This window comes from Flavimobilis soli, from assembly GCF_002564025.1.
GTDB classification, from domain to species: Bacteria; Actinomycetota; Actinomycetes; order Actinomycetales; family Cellulomonadaceae; genus Flavimobilis; species Flavimobilis soli.
Window position 1 is genome coordinate 1,123,685 of record NZ_PDJH01000001.1, and the last position, 24,397, is coordinate 1,148,081.

25 protein-coding genes are annotated in these 24,397 nt (G+C 73.0%); 6 read left to right on the plus strand and 19 right to left on the minus strand.

What is annotated here, in order from left to right; genetic code table 11:
* The first annotated feature begins 6 nt into the window (after positions 1–6).
* Positions 7–1,254, plus strand: a complete 1,248-nt coding sequence (locus ATL41_RS05100) for a class I SAM-dependent methyltransferase (protein ID WP_098457507.1) — start codon at positions 7–9, stop codon at positions 1,252–1,254.
* Positions 1,255–1,256: 2 nt separating this feature from the next.
* Entirely contained in the window at positions 1,257–2,393 is a 1,137-nt protein-coding gene (locus ATL41_RS05105; RefSeq protein ID WP_098457508.1) for a glutamate--cysteine ligase, read from the plus strand.
* A 71-nt stretch (positions 2,394–2,464) separates the two neighbouring features.
* Here the strand turns inward: ATL41_RS05105 and tsaD are convergent, their stop codons facing one another.
* The gene (gene tsaD / locus ATL41_RS05110; protein WP_098457509.1) at positions 2,465–3,517 is read right to left on the minus strand and encodes a tRNA (adenosine(37)-N6)-threonylcarbamoyltransferase complex transferase subunit TsaD; all 1,053 of its coding nucleotides are present in this window, start codon (positions 3,515–3,517) and stop codon (positions 2,465–2,467) included.
* Positions 3,518–3,654: 137 nt separating this feature from the next.
* On the opposite strand from tsaD, the gene ATL41_RS05115 reads away from it, so the two are divergent.
* The gene (locus tag ATL41_RS05115; RefSeq protein WP_098457510.1) at positions 3,655–4,293 is read left to right on the plus strand and encodes a malonic semialdehyde reductase; all 639 of its coding nucleotides are present in this window, start codon (positions 3,655–3,657) and stop codon (positions 4,291–4,293) included.
* 90 nt (positions 4,294–4,383) lie between these two features.
* Here the strand turns inward: ATL41_RS05115 and ATL41_RS05120 are convergent, their stop codons facing one another.
* From ATL41_RS05120 to ATL41_RS05150, 7 genes are all read right to left on the minus strand, one after another.
* The gene (locus ATL41_RS05120; protein WP_098457511.1) at positions 4,384–5,253 is read right to left on the minus strand and encodes a sulfurtransferase; all 870 of its coding nucleotides are present in this window, start codon (positions 5,251–5,253) and stop codon (positions 4,384–4,386) included.
* 40 nt (positions 5,254–5,293) lie between these two features.
* Entirely contained in the window at positions 5,294–5,965 is a 672-nt protein-coding gene (gene rimI, locus ATL41_RS05125; RefSeq protein ID WP_098457512.1) for a ribosomal protein S18-alanine N-acetyltransferase, read from the minus strand.
* On the minus strand, positions 5,962–6,678 hold the full coding sequence (gene tsaB, locus ATL41_RS05130; RefSeq protein WP_098457513.1) for a tRNA (adenosine(37)-N6)-threonylcarbamoyltransferase complex dimerization subunit type 1 TsaB: 717 nt from the start codon (positions 6,676–6,678) through the stop codon (positions 5,962–5,964). The genes rimI and tsaB overlap by 4 nt, the downstream gene beginning before the upstream one ends.
* Before the next feature lie 4 nt (positions 6,679–6,682).
* On the minus strand, positions 6,683–7,213 hold the full coding sequence (gene tsaE / locus ATL41_RS05135; RefSeq protein WP_098457514.1) for a tRNA (adenosine(37)-N6)-threonylcarbamoyltransferase complex ATPase subunit type 1 TsaE: 531 nt from the start codon (positions 7,211–7,213) through the stop codon (positions 6,683–6,685).
* Positions 7,210–8,382: an alanine racemase gene (alr, locus tag ATL41_RS05140; protein ID WP_098458938.1), complete on the minus strand. Its 1,173-nt coding sequence runs from the start codon at positions 8,380–8,382 to the stop codon at positions 7,210–7,212. The genes tsaE and alr overlap by 4 nt, the downstream gene beginning before the upstream one ends.
* Before the next feature lie 88 nt (positions 8,383–8,470).
* The gene (locus ATL41_RS05145) at positions 8,471–9,256 is read right to left on the minus strand and encodes a sirohydrochlorin chelatase (protein ID WP_098457515.1); all 786 of its coding nucleotides are present in this window, start codon (positions 9,254–9,256) and stop codon (positions 8,471–8,473) included.
* A gap of 168 nt (positions 9,257–9,424) precedes the next feature.
* The gene (locus ATL41_RS05150; protein ID WP_098457516.1) at positions 9,425–11,005 is read right to left on the minus strand and encodes an NAD(P)H-hydrate epimerase; all 1,581 of its coding nucleotides are present in this window, start codon (positions 11,003–11,005) and stop codon (positions 9,425–9,427) included.
* 98 nt (positions 11,006–11,103) lie between these two features.
* Between ATL41_RS05150 and ATL41_RS05155 the strand changes: the two genes are divergently transcribed.
* A complete protein-coding gene (locus tag ATL41_RS05155; RefSeq protein WP_098457517.1) occupies positions 11,104–12,090 on the plus strand; it encodes an LLM class F420-dependent oxidoreductase in 987 nt (328 codons plus the stop codon).
* Positions 12,091–12,121: 31 nt separating this feature from the next.
* Here ATL41_RS05155 and ATL41_RS05160 read toward each other — a convergent pair whose 3' ends face one another.
* A complete protein-coding gene (locus ATL41_RS05160; protein WP_098457518.1) occupies positions 12,122–12,475 on the minus strand; it encodes a holo-ACP synthase in 354 nt (117 codons plus the stop codon).
* A 19-nt stretch (positions 12,476–12,494) separates the two neighbouring features.
* Positions 12,495–14,360, minus strand: a complete 1,866-nt coding sequence (gene glmS / locus ATL41_RS05165; RefSeq protein WP_098457519.1) for a glutamine--fructose-6-phosphate transaminase (isomerizing) — start codon at positions 14,358–14,360, stop codon at positions 12,495–12,497.
* Between the two features lie 153 nt (positions 14,361–14,513).
* On the opposite strand from glmS, the gene coaA reads away from it, so the two are divergent.
* Positions 14,514–15,422: a type I pantothenate kinase gene (gene coaA / locus ATL41_RS05170; RefSeq protein ID WP_169924587.1), complete on the plus strand. Its 909-nt coding sequence runs from the start codon at positions 14,514–14,516 to the stop codon at positions 15,420–15,422.
* Positions 15,423–15,428: 6 nt separating this feature from the next.
* Here coaA and ATL41_RS05175 read toward each other — a convergent pair whose 3' ends face one another.
* The 8 genes from ATL41_RS05175 to ATL41_RS05210 form a co-directional block, all read right to left on the minus strand.
* Positions 15,429–16,121: a DedA family protein gene (locus ATL41_RS05175; RefSeq protein WP_098457521.1), complete on the minus strand. Its 693-nt coding sequence runs from the start codon at positions 16,119–16,121 to the stop codon at positions 15,429–15,431.
* 247 nt (positions 16,122–16,368) lie between these two features.
* On the minus strand, positions 16,369–17,046 hold the full coding sequence (locus ATL41_RS05180; protein ID WP_245854642.1) for a peptide deformylase: 678 nt from the start codon (positions 17,044–17,046) through the stop codon (positions 16,369–16,371).
* On the minus strand, positions 17,043–18,407 hold the full coding sequence (glmM, locus tag ATL41_RS05185) for a phosphoglucosamine mutase (protein ID WP_098457522.1): 1,365 nt from the start codon (positions 18,405–18,407) through the stop codon (positions 17,043–17,045). Before glmM ends, ATL41_RS05180 begins: the two co-directional genes overlap by 4 nt.
* Positions 18,408–18,521: 114 nt before the next feature.
* Positions 18,522–18,830, minus strand: a complete 309-nt coding sequence (locus tag ATL41_RS05190) for an Ig-like domain repeat protein (protein ID WP_143556575.1) — start codon at positions 18,828–18,830, stop codon at positions 18,522–18,524.
* A gap of 78 nt (positions 18,831–18,908) precedes the next feature.
* The gene (rpsI, locus tag ATL41_RS05195; protein WP_098457524.1) at positions 18,909–19,397 is read right to left on the minus strand and encodes a 30S ribosomal protein S9; all 489 of its coding nucleotides are present in this window, start codon (positions 19,395–19,397) and stop codon (positions 18,909–18,911) included.
* A 48-nt stretch (positions 19,398–19,445) separates the two neighbouring features.
* Positions 19,446–19,889, minus strand: a complete 444-nt coding sequence (rplM, locus tag ATL41_RS05200; RefSeq protein WP_098457525.1) for a 50S ribosomal protein L13 — start codon at positions 19,887–19,889, stop codon at positions 19,446–19,448.
* 197 nt (positions 19,890–20,086) lie between these two features.
* Positions 20,087–21,025: an oxygen-dependent tRNA uridine(34) hydroxylase TrhO gene (gene trhO / locus ATL41_RS05205; RefSeq protein ID WP_098457526.1), complete on the minus strand. Its 939-nt coding sequence runs from the start codon at positions 21,023–21,025 to the stop codon at positions 20,087–20,089.
* A 96-nt stretch (positions 21,026–21,121) separates the two neighbouring features.
* Positions 21,122–22,804, minus strand: a complete 1,683-nt coding sequence (locus ATL41_RS05210) for an ABC-F family ATP-binding cassette domain-containing protein (protein WP_098457527.1) — start codon at positions 22,802–22,804, stop codon at positions 21,122–21,124.
* Positions 22,805–22,912: 108 nt separating this feature from the next.
* Between ATL41_RS05210 and ATL41_RS05215 the strand changes: the two genes are divergently transcribed.
* Positions 22,913–23,380 carry a DUF5709 domain-containing protein gene (locus ATL41_RS05215; protein ID WP_219810362.1) on the plus strand — a complete coding sequence of 156 codons (468 nt, stop codon included), beginning with the start codon at positions 22,913–22,915 and terminating at the stop codon, positions 23,378–23,380.
* A 122-nt stretch (positions 23,381–23,502) separates the two neighbouring features.
* Here the strand turns inward: ATL41_RS05215 and truA are convergent, their stop codons facing one another.
* Positions 23,503–24,372 carry a tRNA pseudouridine(38-40) synthase TruA gene (truA, locus tag ATL41_RS05220; protein WP_098457528.1) on the minus strand — a complete coding sequence of 290 codons (870 nt, stop codon included), beginning with the start codon at positions 24,370–24,372 and terminating at the stop codon, positions 23,503–23,505.
* Positions 24,373–24,397: the final 25 nt, after the last annotated feature.

A 24,397-nucleotide genomic window follows, 5' to 3' on the forward strand; every position in this document is an offset into this window, starting at 1 on the left:
CGGTCCATGGATCCTGAGGCGCTCACCCGGCTGCTCCGACCTGACGGGTGGGCCATGCTCAGCGCGATGCCGCCCTACGAGGAAAAGCTCGCGATGGCGATGTCCCAGCGGCTCCGCGCGGAGGGCGTCGACCCGGGCCTCGTGGCAGCGATCCTCACGCAGTCCCGCCTGCGCACCAAGGCCCGCGACAAGTTCGGCGAGTTCGCCGACGGCATGCTCTTCACCCCTGACGGCCTCGAGCAGGCGACCCGGCTGCCCGTCGCCGCCCGGCACGCCCAGCGCTTCGTCGCGGCGGGCATCACCAAGGTCGCGGACCTCACGTGCGGCATCGGAGCGGACGCGATGGCGTTCGCGGGCGTCGGCCTCAAGGTCCTCGCGACCGACATCGACGAGGCGACCGCCGCGATCGCGACCGTCAACCTGCGCTTCTTCCCCGAGTCCGAGGTGCGCCTCGGCGACGGCCTCGCGACCGACCTCGCCGCCGAGGGCGTCGAGGGCGTCTGGGCCGACCCGGCCCGCCGCAAGGGCGGCGCCCGCATCTTCGACCCGCGCGCGTACGAGCCGCCGCTCGACGCCGTGTGGGCCCTGCGCTCGCAGGTGCCCGCGATGGGCATCAAGGTCGGCCCTGGCATCCCCCACGCGGGCCTGCCCGAGGACGCCGAGACGCAGTGGGTCTCCCTCGACGGCCACGTGCTCGAGGCGACGCTCTGGTTCGGCCCGGTCGCGCCGTCGGGCCCCGGACGCTCCGTCCTCGTCCTCACGTCGCTGCCCGACGGCGGCCTCGCCTCCCGAGAACTCGCACCGGTGGCGTCGGACGACGACGTCGAGGTCGGCGCCCTCGGCGCCTACCTGTTCGAGCCCGACGGCGCGGTCATCCGCGCCGGCCGCGTCGCGACCGCGGCGCGCGAGCTCGGCGGCCGCCTCGTCGACGCGACGATCGCGTACGTCACGACCGACGCCCTCCCCGCCGGCTGGTCGACGCCGCTCCCCCGCGGCGAGGCCGCTCTCGCGACCGGCTACCGCGTCCTCGACGTCATGCCGTTCCACCTCAAGAAGCTGCGCACCTACCTGCGCGAGCGCGGCGTCGGGCGCCTGACCATCAAGAAGCGCGGCACCGCCGTCGTCCCCGAGCAGCTGCGCAAGCAGCTCGACCTGCGCGGCCCGAGCGAGGGCCACGTCGTCCTCACCCGCATCGCGGGTGCCCAGCACGTCATCGTCGTCGAGCCGCTCCCGCGGCCACGCTCGGAGGTCTGAGCATGCACATCCCGTTCGCGAAGTCCGCACGCTCGACCGTCGGCATCGAGTGGGAGCTCGCGCTCGTCGACAAGGACTCCGGCGACCTGCGGCAGGTCGCGCAGACCGTGCTCGACGCCGTCGCGCCGCCCGACGGCGCGCAGCACCCGCACATCCGCCAAGAGCTGCTGCTCAACACCGTCGAGGTCGTCTCGGGCGTCGCGACGACCGTGCGCGGTGCAGGCGACGACCTCGAGCGCTCGATCGACGAGATCCGCGAGGTGATCGACCCGCTGCGCGCCGAGCTCATGTGCGCGGGCACGCACCCGTTCGCGCGGTGGGCGCAGCAGAAGGTCACCGACAAGGAGCGCTACGCGACGCTCATCGACCGCACCCAGTGGTGGGGCCGGCAGATGCTCATCTACGGCGTGCACGTCCACGTCGGCATCGAGGACCGCGACAAGGTGCTGCCGATCTCCCGCGCGATGCTCGCGTACTTCGGCCACCTGCAGTGCCTCTCGGCGTCGAGCCCGTTCTGGGGCGGCAAGGACACCGGCTACGCGTCCAACCGCGCGCTCATGTTCCAGCAGCTGCCCACGGCCGGCCTGCCGTTCCAGTTCGAGCGCTGGGAGGAGCTCGAGGGCTACGTCGCCGACATGATGCACACGGGCGTCATCGACCAGTTCGACGAGGTGCGCTGGGACCTGCGCCCGTCCCCGCGCTTCGGCACGCTCGAGACGCGCATCGCCGACGGCGCCTCCAACATCACCGAGGTGCTCGCGCTCGCCGCGCTCAACCACTGCCTCGTGGAGCACCTGTCGACGCAGCTCGACGAGGGCAAGGAGCTCCCGACGATCCAGCCGTGGTTCGCGCAGGAGAACAAGTGGCGCTCGGCGCGCTACGGCATGGACGCGATCCTCATCCTCGACAAGGACGGTGAGGAGGAGCTCGTGCGGGACTCCGTGACGAAGCTCCTCAAGGAGCTCGAGCCGGTCGCGGCGCGCCTCGGCTGCCTCGACGAGCTCGACGACGTGCACATGATCCTGCGCAAGGGCGCGGGCTACCAGCGGCAGCGCGCCGTCGCGCGGCGCAACGGCGGCGAGCTCGACGCGGTCGTGCGGTCGCTCGTGGCGGAGATGCGGGCGGGACGGCCGATCTAGCGAGGGCCCTCGCGGCCGCCGGGCGGCCGTCGGCCCCTCGCGCGCGAGCGCGCCGAGCCGGACGCGCGAGGTCAGACGTGCGTGATCGTCAGCGGCATCGACGAGTCGACGGGGATGTCGAGCTGCGACGGCCCGACGCCCGCGCGCACGAGCGCCGAGCCGAGCGCGGCGATCATCGCGCCGTTGTCGGTGCAGTAGCGGATCGGCGGGATGCGCAGCTCGATGCCCGCCGCCGCGCACCGCTCGGTGGCCATGTCTCGCAGCTGCGAGTTCGCGGAGAACCCGCCACCGATCACGAGCGTGTCGACGTCGTGGAGCTGGCAGGCGCGGATCGTCTTCGCGGTGAGCACGTCGGCGACGGCCGCGGCGAACGACGCCGCGACGTCGTTCAGCGGGATCTCCTCGCCCGCGTCCTGCTTCGCCTCGACCCAGCGTGCCACGGCCGTCTTGAGGCCCGAGAACGAGAAGTCGTAGGCGTGCTCCGCCTGGTCCTTCGGGAGCGTGAGCGCACGCGGGAAACGGATCGCCTCCGGGTCGCCCTCACGCGCGAGACGATCGATGTGCGGTCCGCCGGGGTACGGCAGGCCGAGCAGGCGCCCGACCTTGTCGAAGGCCTCGCCCGCGGCGTCGTCGAGCGTCTGGCCGAGCTCGGTGACCTTCGTCGCGATGTCGTCGACGAGCAGGAGCGACGAGTGGCCGCCGGAGACGACGAGGGCCAAGGCACGTTCGGGGAACTCACCGTGAACCAGCTCGTCGACGGCCGCGTGCCCGATCACGTGGTTGACGCCGTACAGCGGCTTGTTCAGCGCGACCGCGAGCGCCTTCGCGGCGGACGCGCCGATCGTCAGCGGTCCCACGAGGCCGGGGCCCGCGGTGACGGCGATCGCGTCGACCTCGGACAGGTCGACGTCGGCCTCGCCCAGGGCCTTGCTGATCGTGGGGACCATCGCCTCGAGGTGGGCGCGGCTCGCGACCTCCGGGATGATGCCGCCGAAGCGGGCGTGCTCGTCCATCGACGACGCGACGGCGTCGACGAGCAGCTCGCGGCCGCGGACGAGGGCGACGCCGGTCTCGTCGCAGGACGTCTCGATACCAAGGACGAGGGGTTCGCTCACGTCGTCCATCCTAAGCGCCGTCGTCGCACGTCCTCGCGGCGGGCGCCGACCGCGGAGCGCTGACCTGCCGCACCGCGGGCCCAGGTGTGCCGCACGCCACAGCGCTGCCAGGAATGGGCGCCGCCGTATTGTCGGTTCAACCAAACATGAGCCTCGACACCGCTGACACCCTGACCGACGACCTCGTCGCCCTCCGCTCGATCGACGACGCGACCGCGGACCTGCTGTTCCGCGAAGCCCGCACCGTCAAGGTCTTCGCCGACGTGCCCGTCACCGACGAGCAGGTGCACGCGGCGTACGAGCTTGCGAAGTGGGGCCCGACGGCGCTCAACACGTCTCCCCTGCGCTACCTGGTCGTGCGCTCGCCCGAGGCCCGCGAGCGCCTCGTCAGCCACCTCGCCGAGGGCAACCGCGCGGGCGTGCTCGCCGCACCGCTCACGCTCGTCCTCGCCGCTGACACCGAGTTCCACACCCTCCTGCCGCGCCTCGCCCCACACGCGGCCGCGATCGCCGACGGCCTCGCCGGGCAGCCCGAGACGCGCGAGGCCATGGCCCGCATGAACGCGACGCTCCAGGCCGGCTACCTCCTCACCGCGCTGCGCGCGACCGGTCTGCACGTCGGTCCGATGGGCATCGCCGACGCCGCAGGCCTCGACGCCGACCTCCTCGCCGGCACCGGATGGAAGTCGCTCTTCATCGTCAACCTGGGCCAGCCCGCCGCGGAGGGCGCGAGCTACCCGCGCGCCGACCGCCTCTCCCCCGCCGAGGTCTCGACCACGCTCTGAGCCCACGGGCGCAGCGAAGCCCTCGTTCCCTGCACGGGACCGGGGGCTTCGTCGTCTCTGCGAGCGGGCGGTCGAGCCTTCAGGCGGTCCTCAGTCGCCCGCCGCGACCTCGCGCGACGGGTCGTTCGACCACTGCGACCACGACCCCGGGTACAGGGCTGCCGTCACGCCGAGCGACGCGAGCGCCGCGATCTCGTGGCTCGCCGTCACGCCCGAGCCGCAGTACACCGCGACCTCCTGGTCCGGGCCGGGCGCGCCCGGCTGGTGCGACGCGACGTCGACACCGAGGCCCTCGAAGTGGGGGCGCAGCAGGTCCTCGGGCAGGAACTCACCGTTCACGAGCACGCCCGACGTCGGGGCGCTCACCGCGCCCGGGACATGCCCCGCACGCGGGTCGACCGGCTCGACCTCCCCGCGGAAGCGCTCAGCCGCCCGCGCGTCGAGCAGGATGCCCTCGCCGGCCGCGACCGCCGCAGCACCGTCGGCGTCGACGACGGGCATCTGGTGCCCCACGAGCCCGACGTCACCACGCTCCGGCTCCGGCACGTCCGTGACGAGCTCGCCGCCCGTGGCGACCCAGCCGTCCAGACCACCGTCGAGGATGCGCACGTCCTCGTGCCCGCCCCAGCGCAGCAGCCACCACGCGCGTGCCGCGCTCAGGCCGCCCACGGCGTCGTACACGACGACGGCGCTCTCCGAGCGCACGCCCCAGCGCCGCGCGCTGTCCTCGAGGTCCTCGAGCGCGGGCAGCGGGTGCCTGCCCTCCTCGGGCGACGGCGGCCCTGCGAGCTCGGTCTCGAGGTCCACGAACACCGCACCCGGCAGGTGACCCTCGAGGTAGGCGTGCTGGCCGTCCGTCCGCCCCAGCTCCCAGCGCACGTCGAGCAGCACGACGTCGCGTCCCGAGTCCAGGAGCCCGCGGAGCTGCACGGGTGTGCTCAGCACGGCGTCACGGTTCATGTCGGTCGACCTCCATCCGGACGACCCGTCGGCCGTCTGGCTAGACCGTATCGCCAGACGCCGACGACGGCTCCTCGCCGTCACGCGGCACCGCGTCCTCGTGCGGCGGCACGACGACCGGCTCGAGGACGAGCTGCATCGTGTACGCGTCGACGTCCTCGGGCTGGTAGTACCGCTTGCGCAGACCGATCTGCGCGAAGCCGCGCGACTTGTACATCGCGATCGCGACGTCGTTGTCGACCGCGACCTCGAGGATGAGCGACTGCGCGCCGATCTCGCGGGCGCGCACCACGAGCGCGTCGAGCATCGCCTTGCCGACGCCGTGGCCCTTGACCACGGGGTCGACGCCGATCGTCATGAGGTGCGCGTTCTCGCCGTCGAACCACAGGCCCGCGTAGCCGACGAGAGGCGCCGGGACGCCCTCGCCGTTGGGCTGCGCCGCGACGTACCAGCGGCCCTGCCCGCGCAGCTCCTCCGTCAGCATGCCCATCGTCCAGGCGCTGCGCCCGAACAGCTGCACCTCGAGGGCCGCGACGCGGGTGATGTCCGCCCACGCGAGCGGGCGCAGGTGGTAGCCCTGCGCGATCGGGCTGTCCGCCGGGAGCTCGCTGCCGCGGCGCTCCTCGAGCTCGGCCGCCTCCTCGACGAGAGCGCGGTGGGTCGACAGGTCGAGCGTCTGCTCGAGGTCGATCGGCTGGTCCCCCGCCGTCATCCGGTCGCCCTCTTCCGCGCGCCGGGCGCCTGGGCGTCCGGGCGGCGCAGGTACAGCGGGGTCGTCGGGAGCTCGTCGCCATGCGCGAGGCGCGCGGAGGCGATCTCGACGAGGAGCGACGCGTCGGGCGTCGTCGGGCCGTCGGTCGCGACGCGCGCGGCGACCGGTGCGAAGACCTCGGCGTGCGCCTCGGCGGCGGGGCCCGCGACGACCGCGCCCGTGACCGAGCCGTCCTCGACGAGCGCGGCAGCCGCCGCGACACCCGGTCCGGCGACGGTCGCGACGCCGTCGTCCGTCACGCGGTAGCGGCCCCAGTAGACCTCGCGACGCTTCGCGTCGGTCACGACGACGACCTCCTCGCCCGCGCCGAGCCCGAGCGAGCGGGCCGCGCCGAGCGCGAGAGCGTCGAGGCTGCACACGCCGTGCGCAGGCACGCCGGCCGCGAACGCGATCGTGCGCGCCGTCACGAGACCGACCCGCAGGCCGGTGAACGGCGCGGGGCCCGTGCCGACGACGACGGAGCCCAGGTCCTGCGCGGTGATCCCTGCCTCGCGGAGCGCGCCCTCGACGAGCGGGGCGAGCTGTTCAGCCTGCTGGCGCGGCGCGTCGACCACGTGCGAGACGAGGGTCTCCCCATCGCTCGAGACGACGCTCACCGCCACCGACACCGAGGTGTCGATCGCCAGGACAGGCGCGTTGTGCGTGTCTGCCATGACCTCAGCCTACGGCCGGCGTCGGGATCGTGACGTCGGCCCAGCGCTCGCCGTACGTCGTGATGGTCACACGGCGCACACCCGCGGCAGGGTCTTCGTCCTCGTCGCCACGGGCGTCCGGGGCGCCCGCCGCGCCAGCGCCGCGCGGGCGGTCGAGCACGATCTCGAGACGGTCGGCCGCGAGCGACTCGACGAGGCCCGAGCCCCACTCGACGATCGTCACCGAGTCCTCGAGCGACTCGTCGAGGTCGAGCGCGTCGACGTCGTCGAGCGACTCGAGCCGGTACGCGTCGACGTGCACGAGCGCCGGCCCGTCGGTCAGCGACGGGTGCACGCGTGCGATCACGAAGGTCGGCGACGCGACCTGCCCGCGCACGCCGAGCCCGACACCGATCCCCTGCGTGAGCGTCGTCTTGCCCGCGCCGAGCTCTCCCGTGAGGACGACGAGGTCGCCAGCGCGCAGCACGCCCGCGAGCTCACGCCCCCACGTGCGGGTGGCCTCGGCGTCGGCCAGCGGGAAGGTCAGGGTGCTCATGCGACCGGGTGCTCCTCGTCGTTCGTGTAGACGCGCGGCACGCGCGCGCCCAGGCGGGTGGTGATCTCGTAGCTGATGGTCCCTGCGGCCTCCGCCCAGTCCTGCGCGGTCGGGACACCGAGGCGGCTGTCCCCGAACAGGACGACCGTGTCGCCCGCCTGCTCGGTCGCGTCGGGGCCCAGGTCGAGCATGAACTGGTCCATGCAGACGCGCCCGGCGATGCGCAGCACGCGCGCCGCGGACCCGTCACCGACGCGGACGGGCGCACCCGGCGCGCCGCCGCCCGACGACGCGTGCCGCGGGATGCCGTCGGCGTACCCGAGCGGCACGTCACCGAGGACGGTCGCCGCGGGCGTCGTGTACTGGTGGCCGTACGACACGCCCTGGCCCGCCGGGACGCGCTTGACGGTCGCGAGGTGCGCCTCGAGCGTCATCGCGGGACGCAGCCCGAAGTCACCCGGGCCGCCGAGCTGCGGCACGGGCGACAGGCCGTAGACCGCGAGGCCCGGGCGCACGAGGTCGTAGTGGACGCGCGGATTCGTGAGCGTCGCCGCCGAGTTGGCGAGGTGACGCACCTCGAGCGCGCAGCCCAGGCGCTCGGCGAGGCGGACGGCGTCCTCGAACACGCCCGCCTGAGCGAGCACGGTCGGGTGGGTGGGCTCGTCCGCGAGCGCGAAGTGCGACCAGATGCCGACGACCGAGATCGCGCCCTCCGCCTGGAGCCGCACGGCCTCGGTCAGGAACTCCTCGAGGTGCTGCGGTAGGACGCCGTTGCGGCCGAGGCCCGTGTCGACCTTGACGTGAACGCGCGCCGTGCGCCCGACCTCGCGGGCCGCCGCGGCGACCGCGTCGAGCGCCCACGGCGCCGCGACCGACACGTCCACGTCCGCGCGCACCAGGTCGGCGAGCGGCGCGCCGGGCGCGTAGAGCCACGTGAGGATGCGTCCGCCGATGCCTGCGGCGCGCAGCTCGAGCGCCTCCCCGACCTGCGCGGTGCCGAGCCAGGTCGCGCCGCCCGCGATCGCGGCGCGCGCCGCAGGGAGGAGCCCGTGGCCGTACGCGTCCGCCTTGACGACGGCCATGACCTCGGCGCGCTGGGCGCGCTCGACGAGGCAGGTGACGTTGCCGCGGATGGCTGCGAGGTCGACGACGGCGCGGGCCGGGTGCATGTGCTCCTCAGGGTTCACGCCGACGATTGTCTCACCGCGGCCTGGGCACACCGCGTCGTCACGTCGCTCCCGCACGCCGCGCACACGGTCACCGCAACGTCGCGCGGCCGCTCACGGCGTCGTCGTAACGGTCGAGGACGACCTGCGCGAGCCGCGGGTCGGGAGCGAGCGGTGCCGTGACGACGTCGGCCCCCGCCTCGTGCAGGCGGTCGAGGAAGAAGCCGGGCGCGAGAAGGTACGACGCGACGACGACGCGGGTCGCGCCCGCCGCGCGGGCGTGCGTGACGGCGTCGGGGACGCGCGGCTCGGCGCCCGCGCCGTAGCCGATGGTCACGGCGCCGGACCAGCGCTCGCGCACGAGCGTGAGCATCTCCTCGACCGCCGCCGCGGCGCGCGGGTCGCTCGACCCGGCGGCCGCGAGGACGACCGTGTCGTCGGGCGTCGCGCCCGCCTCGTGCAGCCGCTCGACGACGATGTCCGCGAGCCTCACGTCCGGGCCGAGCGCGCCCGTCGCGACCGCGCCGTCGGGCTCGGCGGCCTCGGCGATGTCGACGTACGTGTGGAACCCCGCGGAGAGCAGCAGCGGCACGACGACGGCGCGCAGCCCGTCCGCGCCGGACGTCCTTGCGAGCTCCTCCGCGACCACGTCCGCGACCTCGGGCTCCTGGACGTCGACGAACGCCTCCCGCACCGTGAGCCCCGGGCGGGCGGCACGGACGTCGGCTGCGATCGACGCGACGGCGGCGCGGCCGTCGAGGTTGTCGGTGCCGTGCGACGTCGCGACGAGGGCGGGACGGGTCCGTGCAGGAGCCGCGTGGGCGGCTGCAGGAGCATCGGGGACAGGTGCGGCGTGGGCGGGGCCGAGGGCGCTCATCCAGCCATTGTCAGGCCGCTCGCGCGCCGACCCAAGGGGTCCCACCAGGTGAACGCAGCCGCGTCCGGGTCCAGGGCGGATCTCGCGCGGGCCGCCCTCCCGGTGCCGGGCCGCCGCAGCCGGGCGCCGGCCTGGGCACGACGGCAAGGCACGGCCTGCCCGCGCGCGTCAGTCGGCGAGCAGGCGCGCGATCGTGCGGGGCAACGCCTCGACGACCATGCTCGCACTCACCGGACCGCCCGGGTTCGCCTCGGTCGCCGCGCGCCCGTGGACCAGTGCCGCGAGCGCGGCGAGCCGCGCGACCAGGTCCGGGTGCTGCACGGCCTCGCGCGAGCGCCCGGCGAGCAGCGTCCCGAGCAGGCCCGCGAGCACGTCGCCCGCCCCCGCCGTCGCGAGCCACGCGGGCGCCTCCGCCTGGCTGAGCACCTGGCCCGGACCGACGACGACCGTCGTCGCCCCCTTGAGCAGGACCGTCGCGCCCGTGAGCCGCTGCGCGGTCGCGGCGTGCTCGGCGGGCGCCGACTCGACCTGCTCGCGGTCGACCGCGACGCCGCGCTCCGTCAGGAGCCGCGCGAGCTCGCCCGCGTGCGGCGTCAGCACGATCCACGGCGCGCACCGCTCCGGCAGCCGCGACAGCGCGCCCGCGTCGACGACGACCGGGACGATCCCGTCGCTCCCGCCGTCGCCCCACACGCCCGCGCCCGAGAAGTACGCGCCAGGACCGAGCCCGGCCTCCGCGAGCGCGACGTCGACCTGCCGAAGCTGGGCGGCGTCCTCCGTGTCGAGGCCGGGGCCGACGACCCAGGCCTGCACGCGGCCCGTGCCGTGGACGACCTCCGGGTGCGCGGCGAGGACCGCGCGCGTCACGTCGTCTGCCCCCACGTGACGGACCATGCCGGCGCCCGAGCGCACGGCAGCGCCCGTCGCGAGGACGGCCGCTCCCGGGTACGCGCGCGTGCCCGCGACCACGCCGACGACGCCGCGGCGGTACTTGTCGTGCTCCGGGAGCGCGCGCGGCCACAGCGTCGCGACGTCCGCGTCCTCGAGGCGCAGCACCTTGCTCGTCGCGCCCGACAGGTCGAGCCCCGTGTCGATCACGTCGACGTCCTGCGCGAGGTGCGCGGCCGGCGGCAGCAGGAGCCCCGGGGCGGGAGAGCCGCACGCGAGCGTGAGGTCCGCGCGCAGCACCGGTCCGGGGACGGTGCCGTCGTCGACGCCGATACCGCTCGGGACGTCGATCGCGACGACGAACGGGCCGCCGCGCCGCGGGCGCTGCCGGTTGACCGCCCGCACGATCGCACCACCCGCACCGCGCAGCGCGCCTTGTGCGCCGATGCCGAGCATCGCGTCCACGACGACGTCGGCTGCGAGCGCCTCCCGCGCGGCCGCGCCAGGCGACAGCGCGTCCTGGCTGTCGCGCGCCGACGACGCGCTCGACACGACGACCACGCCCGCGCGCCGTGCCGCCTCGAGCCCTTCCGCGTGGACCTTGGGCGCGACCGTCACCGCGAGGGTGCGCACGCCCGCCCGCGCGAGGTGCGCGGCGGTGAACAGCCCGTCCCCGCCGTTGTTGCCCGACCCGACGAGGACGACGACGCGCCTCCCCCCGACCTCGCCCGTGCGGGCGCTCAGCTCGTGGCGGACGCGCTGGGCGACCGCGAACGCGACGTGCGCCATGAGGGGCGCGCCAGCGTCCAGGAGAGGTCGCTCAGCATGACGGATGTGCTCGGTCGCGACGGCCTCGATCATCCCTCCATCCTGCCGCAGCGGCGAGCGCCCGGCACGGGTAGCACTCCTCAGGGGTGTGCGGCGGGCGCGCAGGTAGGAGGCGCGCGTACGTTGGTCTCATGCAGATCGGACTCTTCATCCCCCAGGGCTGGCGCCAGGACCTCACGGGCATCGACGCCGCCGACCACTGGGCCGTCATGGACGGCCTCGCCCAGCACGCCGACAAGGGCGACGTCTTCGACTCCGTGTGGGTCTACGACCACTTCCACACCGTCCCCGAACCGACGACCGAGGCCACGCACGAGGCGTGGACCCTCATGGCGGCGTTCGCCGCGTCGACGAGCCGCGTCAAGCTCGGCCAGATGTGCACGTGCATCGCCTACCGCAACCCCGCCTACCTCGCGAAGGTCGCCGCGTCCGTCGACGTCATCAGCGGCGGCCGCGCCCAGATGGGTATCGGCGCGGGCTGGTACGAGCACGAGTGGCGCGCGTACGGCTACGGCTTCCCGCGTGCCGGAGAACGTCTCGCCGCCCTCGACGAGGGCGTGCAGATCATGCGCCAGATGTGGGAGACGGGCTCCGCGACCCTCGCGGGCAGGCACTTCCAGGCCGACGGCGCGCTGTGCTACCCGCAGCCCCTCCAGGAGGGCGGCGTGCCCCTGTGGATCGCCGGAGGCGGCGAGCGCAAGACCCTGCGCATCGCGGCGCAGCACGCGGCCTACACGAACTTCGACGGCAACCCCGAGGCGTTCGCGCACAAGTCGCAGGTCCTCGCGGACCACTGCCGGGACCTCGGCCGCGACTTCGCGGAGATCACGCGCTCCGCCAACTACAACGTCGTCATCGGGTCGACCGAGGCCGAGGTCGAGGATCGCTTCCGGTGGATCCACGAGCACCTCAGCCGCACCGTGCCGAGCCGCGCCGACGACCAGGTCGCTGACCTGCGCAACGGCCCGCTCGTCGGCACGCCCGAGCAGATCGTCGAGAAGCTCCGCGAGCTCGAGGGCCTCGGCATGACGTACGCGATCACGTACTTCGCCGAGGCTGCCTACGACCGCTCGGGCATCGAGCTGTTCGAGCGTGAGGTCGCGCCCGCGCTGCGCTGACCGTCCCGCTCCCCCGCCACGGCCTTCGTCGTCACGCCTCCGCGACGACGAAGGCCGTCGCTATGCCGCCGTCGTGACTGAGCGACAGGTGCCACCTGACGATGCCGATCTCGGCGGCGCGGCGCGCGACGGCGCCGCTCACCGTGATGACGGGCGGGTGGCCGGGCACCCGGCGCACCTCTACGTCGTGCCAGCCCAGGTCGCCGGGCGAGCCGAGCGCCTTGGCGACCGCCTCCTTCGCCGCGACGCGGCCCGCGAGGGAACGCACCGGCAGGTCCCGCTCCGCTTCCGTGAAGAGCCGCTCCGCGAGGCGCGGGACGCGCTCGAGACGCTCCGCGAGCCGGGCGACGTCGACGACGTCGACACCGATGCCGACGATGCTCATCGCGCGCCCGGCCGGTGGCTCACTCGACCGTGACGGACTTCGCGAGGTTGCGCGGCTGGTCCACGTCGAGACCCTTCGCAGTCGCGAGCTCGCACGCGAAGATCTGCAGCGGCACGACCGCGAGCAGCGGCGTCAGGAGCGTCGAGGACACGGGGATGCGGAAGATCTCGTCGGCGTACGGGACGACCGCGTCGTCGCCGTCCTCCGCGATGACGAGCGTGCGGGCACCGCGCGCGCGGATCTCCTGGATGTTGGAGACGACCTTCGAGTGCAGCGAGTCGCGGCCGCGCGGCGACGGCACGACGACGAAGACCGGCTGCCCCTCCTCGATGAGCGCGATCGGGCCGTGCTTGAGCTCGCCCGCCGCGAAGCCCTCCGCGTGGATGTAGGCGAGCTCCTTGAGCTTGAGCGCACCCTCCATCGCGACCGGGTAGCCGACGTGACGACCGAGGAACAGCACCGAGGTGGTGTCCGCCATCGACTCGGCGACCTGGCGCACGTGGTCGGCGCGGTCGATGACCTCCTGGATCTTCGCGGGCATCTCGCGCAGGTCGGAGAGGACCTCGCGGATCTCGTCCGGGAACTTGTTCCCGCGCAGCTGCGCGAGGTAGAGGCCGAGGAGGTACGCGGCGGTGATCTGCGAGAGGAACGCCTTCGTGGACGCGACGGCGACCTCGGGGCCGGCGTGCGTGTAGAGGACGGCGTCCGACTCGCGCGGGATCGTCGAGCCGTGCGTGTTGACGATCGACAGGACCTTCGCGCCCTGCTCGCGCGCGTGGCGCACGGCCATGAGCGTGTCCATCGTCTCGCCCGACTGGGAGACGGCCACGACGAGGGTCTTCTCGTTGACGATCGGGTCGCGGTAGCGGAACTCGTGCGCGAGCTCGACCTCGACGGGGATGCGGCACCAGTGCTCGATCGCGTACTTGGCGACGTGGCCCGCGTAGGCGGCCGTGCCGCACGCGATCACGATGATCTTGTCGACCGCCCGCAGGACGGACTCGTCGATGCGCAGGTCGTCGAGCTGGAGACGACCCTGGAGGTCGGTGCGGCCCAGGAGCGTGTCCGTGATCGCCTGCGGCTGGTCGTGGATCTCCTTGTCCATGAAGGAGCGGAAGCCGCCCTTCTCGGCAGCGGAGGCGTCCCAGTCGACCGAGTACCGGCGACCCTCGGCAGGGTTGCCGTGGAAGTCGGTGACCGTCACGGTCGTCGGCGTGATCGAGACGACCTGGTCCTGACCGAGCTCGAGCGCCTCGTTCGTCTGCGAGATGAACGCGGCGACGTCGGAGCCGAGGAAGTTCTCGCCCTCACCGAGTCCGACGACGAGCGGCGAGTCGTGACGGGCGCCGACGACCAGGTCAGGGTGGTCGACGTGGACGGCGAGAAGGGTGAACGTGCCCTCGAGGCGGCGCGCGACGGAGCGCATCGCCTCGGCGAGGTCGCCGACCTTGGCGTGCTCGCGCGCGAGGAGGTGCGCCGCGACCTCGGTGTCGGTCTCCGAGAGGAACGTGACGCCGTCGGCCTCGAGCTCGGCGCGCAGCACCGCGAAGTTCTCGACGATGCCGTTGTGGATCAGGGCGAGGCGGCCGTCGTCGGCGAGGTGCGGGTGCGCGTTGAGGTCGGTCGGGGCGCCGTGCGTCGCCCAGCGCGTGTGCCCGATGCCCGCCGTCGCGGACGGGAGCGGCTGCTCCGCGAGCGCCTCGCGCAGGTTGACGAGCTTGCCCGCACGCTTCGCGCTCGCGACGCGATCGGCGCCGGTCCCGGCGAGGGCGACACCTGCGGAGTCGTACCCGCGGTACTCGAGGCGGCCCAGGCCCTCGAGCAGCACGTCGAGCGTGCGCGAGGACGGGGCGGCAGACGTGACGTGAGCGACGATTCCACACATAGCCTGGGAGTCTAGTTGCCCGCCGGCCTCGGCGGCCCTCCTGGACGGTGACGTTCACCTCCCCCACACCTCGGTTTCGCCCCGAGCCCGCTCAGGGGGGAGAATCAGCCGGTGACCTCGCAACCACCGGTCCCCCCGTCCCCGTACCGCGAGATGGACCGGGAGACCTGGAGCAGGTTGTCGGCGTCGACGCCGCTGCCGCTCACCGCCGACGACCTCGTGCGCCTGCGCGGTCTCGGCGACCCGATCCAGCTCCCCGAGGTCGAGGCGATCTACCACCCGCTCTCACGGCTGCTCAACCTCTACGTGTCCGCGACCCGCGGCCTGCACGAGGCGTCGTCGACGTTCCTGAGGGAGAGCACGGCCGTGACGCCGTACGTGATCGGCGTCGCCGGGTCCGTGGCCGTCGGCAAGTCGACGACGTCCCGCGTCCTGCGCCACCTCATGGCGCGCTGGCCCGAGACGCCACGCGTCCAGCTCGTCACGACCGACGGGTTCCTGCTGCCCAACCGCGAGCTCGAGAAGCGCGGCCTCATGGAGCGCAAGGGCTTCCCCGAGTCCTTCGACCGCCGCGCGCTCGTGCGGTTCCTCACCAAGGTCAAGGCAGGTCACCAGGAGGTCCGGGCGCCCGTCTACTCGCACCTGACGTACGACATCGTGCCGGGCGAGGAGATCGTCGTGCGCCAGCCCGACGTCCTCATCGTCGAGGGGCTCAACGTGCTGCAGCCCGCCCGGCCGTCGATCGACCACTCGAACCTCGCGGTGAGCGACTTCTTCGACTTCTCGATCTACGTCGACGCGCGCACGCGCGACGTCAAGCAGTGGTACGTCGACCGGTTCCTGTCGCTGCGGGACTCGGCGTTCGCCAACCCCGAGTCGTACTTCCGCCGGTACGCGGACCTGTCCGACGACGAGGCGATCTCGACCGCCGAGCGCATCTGGGACACGATCAACGCCCCGAACCTCGAGCAGAACATCCTGCCGACCCGGTCGCGCGCGACGCTCGTGCTGACGAAGGGCTCGGACCACTCGATCCAGCGCGTGCGGCTGCGCAAGCTCTGAGCAGGTCTAGAGCTCCGCGAGCTCGGGACGCTGCCCGGGCTTGCTCTCGTCGTCGTCCCCGACCTTCCCGGCGCGGGCCTCGCGCCTCGCGGCGACCTGCGCCATGATCCGGTCGAGGACGAAGCCGGCGAGCACGCCGAAGGCGATGCCGACGGCCATCGCGGCGATCGTCGAGTGGCCCAGCCACGTCGCGGCGGCGAAGCCGATGAGGACCGAGTACGCGGACCAGACGACGGCCGCGGCGGCCGTGACGAACACGAACCGCTCACGCTTGTAGCCGAGCGCCCCGGCCGTCATGTTGACCGCGATGCGGCCGATCGGCACGTAGCGCGCCGCGAGGATGAACGACGCACCGCGGCGCGCGAGCGCCAGCCGCGCCCACTCGACCGCCTTGCGGCCGCGCGCCGAGCGCAGGAACGGCACGCGCTCGGTCCCGACCCAACGGCCGATCATGTAGGCGATCTGGTCCCCCGTCCACGCCGCGACCGCGGCGATGACGAGGACGAGCCACATGTTGGGGCTGCCGGTCGCGTACGCGGCGACCGCGAGCGTGATGACGACGGACTCGCTCGGAACCGGCGGGAAGAAGCCGTCGATCGCGGTGAACGCGAACAGCACGAGGTAGATCCAGGGGCTCGCGGCGAAGCCGAGGATCCACGCCTCGACAGAGGCAGCGACGTCGGTCACCAGCTCGAGCATCCGTACCTCTTCCTGTCCCCTGCGGTCGGCGCGTGCCGCAGCGCCACGGCGTGGCACCAGTCTTGTCGACGCGACCAGCCTAGAGGCGCGGTCCGTGCGCAGGAATCGGGGTTCCCCCCGATGTTCCCCCTGACACCCTCATCGTCGTCGGGCCGGGGCGCATGACGCATCATCCCCGGGTAGCGACAAGGCCCGGGGCGGTCCTCCGCAAGGATGACCGCCCCGGGCCTGGTCGACGTCAGGTGGTTCAGGCGATGTCGAAGCCGAGCATCGCCGACGCGCGCTCCGGAACGTCCTCGTCTGCCCACAGCGCCCCGTACGTCGCCGTCGCGCACAGGGAACGCGTCTCGGCGCGGTCGACGTAGAGCGCGCCCTCGAGGTGGTCCGTCTCGTGCTGGACGATCCGCGCCGGCCAGCCGCTCAGCGTCTCGTCGACCGCGGCACCGTTCTCGTCCTGCGCGCGCAGCCGCACCGTGCGCGGACGTGTGACGACAGCCTGGTACCCCTCGACGCTCAGGCACCCCTCGTAGAACGAACGCCGCTCGTCGCCGACGGCGTCGTAGGTCGGGTTGATGATCGTGCGCAGGGCGAGCGGCGCCCGCTCGCGCGCGTCCGCCGTCTGCTCCCAGCCCGCGGGCAGGCCCGGGTCCTCGAGGACGGCGATCGCGAGCCCGACGCCGATCTGCGGCGCAGCGAGGCCGACGCCCGGCGCCGCGTGCATCGTCGTGACCATCGCGTCGAGCAGCCGCGGCAGCACGTCGCCGAGCTGGCCCGTGTAGCGGGCGGAGACGGTGCGCAGCACCGGGTGCCCCGCCTGGACGATCGGCAGCACCCCGTCCGGGTGCCGGTCGAGCAGCGCGGCGACCGCCGCGCGCAGCTCCGGCTCCACGGCCTCGGCGGGCCAGGCCGGCCGGGCCACGCTCACAGCGCGAGCTGCTCGCGGACGACGTCGGCCAGCCGCTGGGCGACACCGTCGGCCTGGTCCTGCGTCGCGGCCTCGACCATGACGCGCACGAGCGGCTCGGTCCCGGAGGAGCGCAGGAGCACGCGCCCCGTCGAACCGAGGAGACGCTCGGCGTCCTCGACCGCCGAGGTGAGCACCGGGTCGGTCGTCACGCGCGCCTTGTCGACGCCCGCGACGTTGATGAGCGTCTGCGGCAGCCGCGTGACGACCGAGGCGAGGTCGCGCAGCGAGGTGCCCGACGACTGCACGCGCGCAGCGAGCTTGAGCGCCGTGAGCACACCGTCGCCCGTCGTCGCGTACTCCGACAGGATGATGTGACCCGACTGCTCGCCGCCGAGGCTGAAGCCGCCCTCGTTCATGGCCTCGAGCACGTAGCGGTCGCCGACGCCGGTCTGGACGGTCGTGATGCCGGCCTTCTCCATCGCGAGGATCAGGCCGAGGTTGCTCATGACGGTCACGACGAGCGTGTCGTGCGCGAGCTTGCCCGCGTCCTTGAGCGCGAGCGCGAGCACGCCCATGATCGCGTCACCGTCGACGAGCGTGCCGGTGTGGTCGACCGCGAGGCAGCGGTCCGCGTCGCCGTCGAACGCGACGCCGAAGTGCGCCTCCGACGCGACGACGACGGCCTGCAGCTGCTCGGGGTGCGTCGAGCCGCACTTCTCGTTGATGTTGCGGCCGTCCGGGGACGCGTTGATGACGACGACGTCCGCGCCCGCGGCGCGCAGGGCGGCCGGGCCGACCTCGCTCGCCGCGCCGTTGGCGCAGTCGACGGCGATGCGCAGGCCCGCGAGCGGCTGGGCCGAGCCCGACGCACCGATCGAGCCGATGAGGTGCTCGACGTACGAGTCGCCGGCCTTGCCGGTGTCGGACTGGATGTGGCCGACGGCGGCACCGAGCGGGCGCTCCCAGTCCTCGTTGAGGCGCGCCTCGATCGCGTCCTCGACCGCGTCGGGCAGCTTGACGCCGCCGCGCGCGAAGAACTTGATGCCGTTGTCCGGCATCGCGTTGTGCGACGCCGACAGGACCACGCCGAGGTCGACGTCGGCGGTCGCGGTCAGGTACGCGATCGCGGGGGTCGGCAGGACGCCGAGGTTGAGCACGTCGACGCCCGCGCTCGCGAGCCCCGCGGCGACGGCGGCAGAGAGGAACTCACCCGAGATGCGAGGGTCGCGCCCGACGACGGCGCGTGGCCGGTGGCCCTCGAACGTGCCGGAGGTGCCGAGCACGTGGGCCGCCGCGACACCGAGATCGAGCGCAAGCTCAGCAGTGACGTCCCGGTTGGCGAGCCCTCGCACGCCGTCGGTCCCGAAAAGTCGCGTCACAGGTGTTCCCTTCACTGAAACGGCGCGCCTGCGGGCGCGCCTCGTCCGGGACGACTCTAGCGTCCGCGGACGACCGTGGCCCGGTCCAGGAGGACCGGGCCACGGGCGAGAGGCTCAGCGGACGGTGACCGTGATGGTGCGGTTCGCCTTGGCGACCTGCGGCGATCCCTTGTAGGAGACCTGCACCTTGTGCTTGCCCGCAGCGAGCTTCGGGAGGCGGGCCGTGCCCGTCCCGTTGGTCAGCCGACCCTTCGCGACGACCTTGCCACGGACCTTGACGACATAGCTGCCGCCCGCCCGCACCGAGCTGCCCTTCGCGGTGACGGTGACGCGCACGGACCCGCTCTTGCCCGCCGTCGGCTTCTTGACGACCTTGACGGCGGTCTGGGCCTTCGCCTTCCTCACGGACGCTCGGGTGTCCATGCGCAGTCTGCGCAGGTCGCGCAGACGCCGAGAGGCCCGACGGAAAACCGTCGGGCCTCTCGGTGAGCAGCTGAAGGATCAGCGCTTGGAGTACTGCGGCGCCTTGCGCGCCTTCTTGAGTCCAGCCTTCTTCCGCTCGACGACGCGAGCGTCGCGGGTCAGGAAGCCGGCCTTCTTGAGGGCCGGGCGGTTGGCCTCGACGTCAACAGCGTTGAGCGCACGGGCGATGCCGAGGCGCAGCGCGCCGGCCTGACCCGAGATGCCGCCACCGTTGATGCGCGCGATGACGTCGAAACGACCCTCGACGTCGATCAGCTTCAGCGGGGAGTTGACGAGCTGCTGGTGCACCTTGTTCGGGAAGTAGTCCTCGAGCGTGCGCCCGTTGATCTTCCACTGACCGGTCCCGGGGACGATGCGCACGCGGGCGATCGCCTCCTTGCGACGGCCCAGGGCCTGCGCGGGAGCGGTGATGCTCTGACCGCGGCCCGTGGGCGCGGCGGTCTCGGAGGTGTAGCTGCTGGGCGTCTCTTCGTCCAGCACGTCGGTGTCGACGGTGTTCTCGGCCACTGGTGTGTCCTCGCGTCCTTAATGCTTCCGGTTCAGCAAGGCGGAGCCTTACTGAGCGACCTGGGTGATCTCGAAGGGCTTCGGCTGCTGCGCAGCGTGGGGGTGCTCAGAGCCGCGGTAGACCTTGAGCTTGCCCAGCTGCTGGCGGCCGAGCGTGCTCTTGGGGAGCATGCCGCGGACAGCCTTCTCCACAGCGCGCTCGGGGTTGTTCTCCAGGAGGTCGGAGTACGCAACCGCCCGCAGACCACCCGGGTAGCCGGAGTGGTTGTAGGCCAGCTTCTGCTCGCGCTTGTTGCCGCTCAGGGCGACCTTGTCGGCGTTGATGACGATGACGAAGTCACCGCCGTCGACGTGCGGAGCGAAGGTGGGCTTGTGCTTCCCACGCAGCAGGGTAGCCACGTGGCTGGCAAGGCGGCCCAGGACGACGTCGGTCGCGTCGATGACGTACCAGTTGCGCTGGATGTCGCCGGGCTTCGGGGTGTACGTACGCACGGTCGTAGCCTTCGTTTCGTGTTCGTGTGTCTTCTCCGGCGCAGGATTCTGCGACCGGTGAGGTCGGTGAGGGCTTCACTGAAGACCTAGCGAGTGGGCGCACCGGTCACGAGAGGAAGCACAACGACTGCCAAGGCTATCTTCTGAGGCACCTCGCGGTCAAAGGGAGACGGCAGGGCGCTGCGTCACACCCGAGGTCAGGCAGGCGCCGAAGCCGCGGCGCGCGCCGTCGGCCGTGGCACGAACGACTCAGGCCGCTCCGCGACGCACACCTCGCACCGCTGCGACATGACGACCGGCGTGCACTCCGCGCAAGCCAGGCGCAACGTCTTGCACGACGCGTCCGCGCAGTTCTCGTACCGCGCTGCGGGCGCCGAGCAGACCACGCACGACCCGAGCGGCACGACGTCGTCGGCGAACTCGACGTGGCGACGCTCGTCGAACACGTAGAGCGAGCCCTCCCACAGCCCGTCCGCACCGCGCGCCTCGGCGTACCGGACGATCCCGCCGTCGACCTGGTAGACCTCCTCGAAGCCACGCTTGCGCATGATCGCCGAGAGCACCTCGCAGCGCACACCGCCCGTGCAGTAAGTGACGACCGGCCGGTCCTTCAGGTGGTCGAAGCGACCCGAGTCGATCTGGTCGACGAAGTCGCGCGTCGTGCGCACGTCCGGCACGACCGCTCCCCTGAAACGACCGATCGCTGCCTCGAACGCGTTGCGCCCGTCGAAGAACACGACGTCGTCCCGCTCCGCGACGAGAGCGTCGACCTCGTCCGGGCTCAGGTGGACGCCCCCGCCGACGACGCCGTGCTCGTCGACCTCAACCTCGTCCGGGACGCCGAAGCTCACGAGCTCCGGGCGCACCTTGACGCTCAGCCGCGGGAAGTCCGCGCCCGTGCCGTCCGACCACTTCACGTCGATGTCCTCGAACCCCGGGTGCTGGCGCGTGGTGCGGACGTACTGCTTGAGGTTCTCGACCGTGCCCCCGAGCGTCGCGTTGATCCCGTGCTTCGACACGATGACCCGACCAGTCAGGCCCCAGCGCTCGCCGAGGGCCTGCTGCCACAGCCGCACCGACTCCGGAGCCGCGAGCGGCGTGAAGCCGTAGAAGAGGACGATCTTGTACGTGGCCATGCATCGATCCTAGGTCGGACGCTCCCCCGCCCCCTGTCCCCGGCGACGGCGACGCAGGGACGGGGACGCCGGGGCAGGACGCGGGCGAAGCGCGGCTCAGCGCACCCGCTCGACCCGCGTCACGTCCCACACGGCCTCGGGCGAGTCCACGACCTGCCCGTCCCCGCCGAAGACGAGGAACCGGTCGAAGCCGCGAGCGAACCAGCGGTCGTGCGTCACCGCGACGACCGTCCCCTCGAACGCCGCGAGCCCTCGCTCGAGCGCCTCGGCCGAGTGCAGGTCCAGGTTGTCCGTCGGCTCGTCCAGCAGGAGCAGCGTCGCCCCGCTCAGCTCGAGCAGGAGGATCTGGAACCGCGCCTGCTGGCCCCCCGAGAGCGTCTCGTAGCGCTGCTCCGCCTGCTCGACGAGCTCGTAGCGGTCGAGGGCCTTGGACGCCGGTTCACGCCCCATCCCCGCCCGGCGGCCGTCGCCGCGGTGCAGGATCTCGAGCAGCGTGCGCCCCGTCAGCTCCGGGTGGTCCTGGTTCTGCGCGAACCAGCCCGGCCGCACGCGCGAGCCGAGCACAGCCCGGCCCGTGTGCCGCACGGGCTCGATCATGACGCCGTCGACCGGCTGGTGCTCGACGTCCGGGTCCGTGCCGCCCGCCGCGAGCAACCGCATGAAGTGCGACTTGCCCGACCCGTTCGAGCCGAGCACCGCGACCCGCTCGCCGAACCACAGCTCCGTGCTGAACGGCTGCATGAGCCCCGTCAGCTCGAGGTCCTCGCACACGACCGCGCGCTTCGCCGTCCGACCGCCCAGCAGACGCACCTTGACGTCCTGACGCTTCGCGACCGCCTGCGGCGGCCCCGCCTCCTCGAACTTCCGCAGACGCGTCTGCGCCGCCTGGTACCGGCTCGCGAGGCCGTCGTTGAACGCCGCCTTCGTCTTGAGGGTGTGCACCAGCTCCTTGAGCTTCGCCCGCTCCTCGTCCCACCGACGCCGCAGCTCCTCGAGCCGTTCCGTGCGGTCCTCGCGCGCCCGCAGGTACGTGCCGAAACCGCCGCCGTGCACCCACACGTCGCCGCCCGTCGGCGTCTGCTCGACCGTCGCGACCGCCGTCGCGGTCTGCGCGAGCAGCTCGCGGTCGTGCGACACGAACAGGATCGTCTTCGGCGTCTCGCGCATACGCTCCTCGAGCCACCGCTTCGTCGGCACGTCGAGGAAGTTGTCCGGCTCGTCGAGCAGCAGCACCTCCTGCGGCCCGCGCAGCAACGCCGTCAGGACGAGCCTCTTCTGCTCGCCTCCCGACAGCGTGCGCAGCTCGCGGTGCTGCGCCTTCTCGTACGGGATCGACAGGACCTCCATGGTGACGTCGTCCCACGCCGCCTCGGCCTCGTAGCCGCCGACGTCCGCCCAGTCCGCGAGCGCTTGCGCGTACCGCATCTGCGAGGGCGTGTCGTCGACCGTCATGATCGCGACCTCGGCAGCGTCGAGCTCGCGCGCGGCCGCGCGGATCGACTCGTCCCCGAGGTCGGCGAGGACGTCACGGACCGTACGGTCGTCGTCGACCCGCCCGATCATCTGGTCCATCACCCCGAGCCCGCCCGACCGCGACACCGTGCCCTCGTGCGGGGCGAGGTCGCCCGCGACGATCCGCAGGAGCGTCGTCTTCCCCGCGCCGTTCGGCCCGACGAGCGCGACCTTCGCGCCGTCGCCGACCCGCAGGTCGACGGACGTCAGGAGCGCCCTGCCGTCCGGCAGGAAGTACGAGAGACCAGAGACGTCGACATGACCCATGGCGACATCGTCCCGTACCCGCGCACGTCAGCGCCCACCTATTTCGCCGCGCACGTGCGGGGCGACCCGTCACGTGCCACGGTGGAAGGAGTCGAGAGGAGATCCACGATGAGCACGACTGACGACCCTGGCGAGCGCGACTCCGACCAGCTCCCCGCGGAGGACCAGCTGATCGACCGCGGTGTCGACGACCTCCTGGACGAGGGCATCTCCCCGCCGGAGCACGAGCACCGGCACCGTCCGACGACCGAGTACGAGGTCGCCCGCGGCGAGCACCTCGACGAGCGTCTCGCGCAGGAGGAGCCCGACGTGTGGGAGGGCGGGGCGCAGCCCGTCGACGCGAACCGCGCTGGCCGCCTCCAGGCCGACGTCGACGCGGAGGGCAAGCCGAACGACGTCTTCGCAGTCGATGCGGGTATCGACGGCGGCGCGTCCTCGGCAGAGGAGGCGGCGATGCACGTGGTCCCCGACGTCGATGCTCCTGGCACCGAGGACGGCGACCCCGACGAGACGCCCGACCCGGTCCCCTCGGACGACGACGACGTCGACCTCGTCGAGCACGACGAGGACCGCTAGACCACCTCAGGAGACGGCGGGACTCCCCTCACCGCCCGCCGCGGTACCCGCGACGACGCACGGTCACCCGGTCGGCGCCCGACGCCGCGCGAGGCCCGAGCCGGGCTGGGCTGGGCTCATGCTCAGCCCGGCTCGACCTCTTCGTCCATCCGCCGCACCCGGATCCGCTCCGCACGCTCAGCGAGCTCGTCGTCGGCCGGGTAGACGACCTCCTCGAGCACGAGACCGTGCGCAGGCACGACCCCCGCACCCGAGTCCCGCCGTCTGGCGGCGAGGACCTGCGCAGGCCACTCGACGTCGCGACGGCCTTCCCCGACGGCGATCGACGCGCCGACGAGCGCGCGCACCATGTTGTGGCAGAACGCGTCCGCCTGCACCGACGCGACGACGAGACCCTGCTCGGGTCCGTCTGCGACGCGCATCCACCGCAGCTCCTGCAGCTCGCGGATCGTCGAGGCCCCCTCGCGCGGGCGGCAGTACGCAGCGAAGTCGCGCAGCCCGAGCAGCGGCCGGCACGCACGGTCCATCGCGTCGACGTCGAGCTCGGTGCGGTTCCACAGCACCCAGTCGCGCGTGAGCGGGTCCTTGAGCTCGGGGCGGTCCGCGACGCGGTACGAGTAGCGGCGCCGCAGCGCGCTGAAGCGCGCGTCGAAACCGTCGGGCGCGGGCGCGGCCCGGTGCACGACGACGTCCGTCGGCAGCACGCCCGCGAGACGGGACACGAGCGCGTCGCCCGGCGTCCGACCCGACCGGCCGACGACGCGCTCCCACGCGTCGCGCGGGACGTCGAGGTGCGCGACCTGGCCACGGGAGTGGACGCCCGCGTCGGTTCGGCCGGCGACCGTCAGCCGCACGGCGGGCAGGCGCAGCACGCGCGCGAGGGCATCCTCGAGGGTGCCCTGCACCGTGCGCAGCCCGGGCTGTGTCGCCCATCCCGAGAAGTCGGTGCCGCGGTAGGAGAGGTCGAGTCGTACACGGATCACGCGGACCATCATCGCGCACGCAGCGCCCCGTCCC

Excerpts from the sequence above, each read along its gene's own strand:
- ATL41_RS05190 (WP_143556575.1), bottom strand. The coding sequence starts at position 18,830 with ATGGACACCCGAGCGTCCGTGAGGAAGGCGAAGGCCCAGACCGCCGTC.
- ATL41_RS05175 (WP_098457521.1), bottom strand. The coding sequence starts at position 16,121 with ATGCTCGAGCTGGTGACCGACGTCGCTGCCTCTGTCGAGGCGTGGATC.
- ATL41_RS05210 (WP_098457527.1), bottom strand. The coding sequence starts at position 22,804 with ATGGGTCATGTCGACGTCTCTGGTCTCTCGTACTTCCTGCCGGACGGC.
- tsaD (WP_098457509.1), bottom strand. The coding sequence starts at position 3,517 with ATGGACGACGTGAGCGAACCCCTCGTCCTTGGTATCGAGACGTCCTGC.
- alr (WP_098458938.1), bottom strand. The coding sequence starts at position 8,382 with ATGCACCCGGCCCGCGCCGTCGTCGACCTCGCAGCCATCCGCGGCAAC.
- ATL41_RS05150 (WP_098457516.1), bottom strand. The coding sequence starts at position 11,005 with ATGATCGAGGCCGTCGCGACCGAGCACATCCGTCATGCTGAGCGACCT.
- ATL41_RS05105 (WP_098457508.1), top strand. The coding sequence starts at position 1,257 with ATGCACATCCCGTTCGCGAAGTCCGCACGCTCGACCGTCGGCATCGAG.
- coaA (WP_169924587.1), top strand. The coding sequence starts at position 14,514 with ATGGACCGGGAGACCTGGAGCAGGTTGTCGGCGTCGACGCCGCTGCCG.
- ATL41_RS05100 (WP_098457507.1), top strand. The coding sequence starts at position 7 with ATGGATCCTGAGGCGCTCACCCGGCTGCTCCGACCTGACGGGTGGGCC.
- ATL41_RS05160 (WP_098457518.1), bottom strand. The coding sequence starts at position 12,475 with ATGAGCATCGTCGGCATCGGTGTCGACGTCGTCGACGTCGCCCGGCTC.
- trhO (WP_098457526.1), bottom strand. The coding sequence starts at position 21,025 with ATGGCCACGTACAAGATCGTCCTCTTCTACGGCTTCACGCCGCTCGCG.
- ATL41_RS05115 (WP_098457510.1), top strand. The coding sequence starts at position 3,655 with ATGAGCCTCGACACCGCTGACACCCTGACCGACGACCTCGTCGCCCTC.
- tsaE (WP_098457514.1), bottom strand. The coding sequence starts at position 7,213 with ATGAGCACCCTGACCTTCCCGCTGGCCGACGCCGAGGCCACCCGCACG.
- glmS (WP_098457519.1), bottom strand. The coding sequence starts at position 14,360 with ATGTGTGGAATCGTCGCTCACGTCACGTCTGCCGCCCCGTCCTCGCGC.
- ATL41_RS05145 (WP_098457515.1), bottom strand. The coding sequence starts at position 9,256 with ATGAGCGCCCTCGGCCCCGCCCACGCCGCACCTGTCCCCGATGCTCCT.
- ATL41_RS05215 (WP_219810362.1), top strand. The coding sequence starts at position 22,913 with ATGAGCACGACTGACGACCCTGGCGAGCGCGACTCCGACCAGCTCCCC.
- tsaB (WP_098457513.1), bottom strand. The coding sequence starts at position 6,678 with ATGGCAGACACGCACAACGCGCCTGTCCTGGCGATCGACACCTCGGTG.
- ATL41_RS05155 (WP_098457517.1), top strand. The coding sequence starts at position 11,104 with ATGCAGATCGGACTCTTCATCCCCCAGGGCTGGCGCCAGGACCTCACG.
- truA (WP_098457528.1), bottom strand. The coding sequence starts at position 24,372 with ATGGTCCGCGTGATCCGTGTACGACTCGACCTCTCCTACCGCGGCACC.
- rimI (WP_098457512.1), bottom strand. The coding sequence starts at position 5,965 with ATGACGGCGGGGGACCAGCCGATCGACCTCGAGCAGACGCTCGACCTG.
- ATL41_RS05120 (WP_098457511.1), bottom strand. The coding sequence starts at position 5,253 with ATGAACCGTGACGCCGTGCTGAGCACACCCGTGCAGCTCCGCGGGCTC.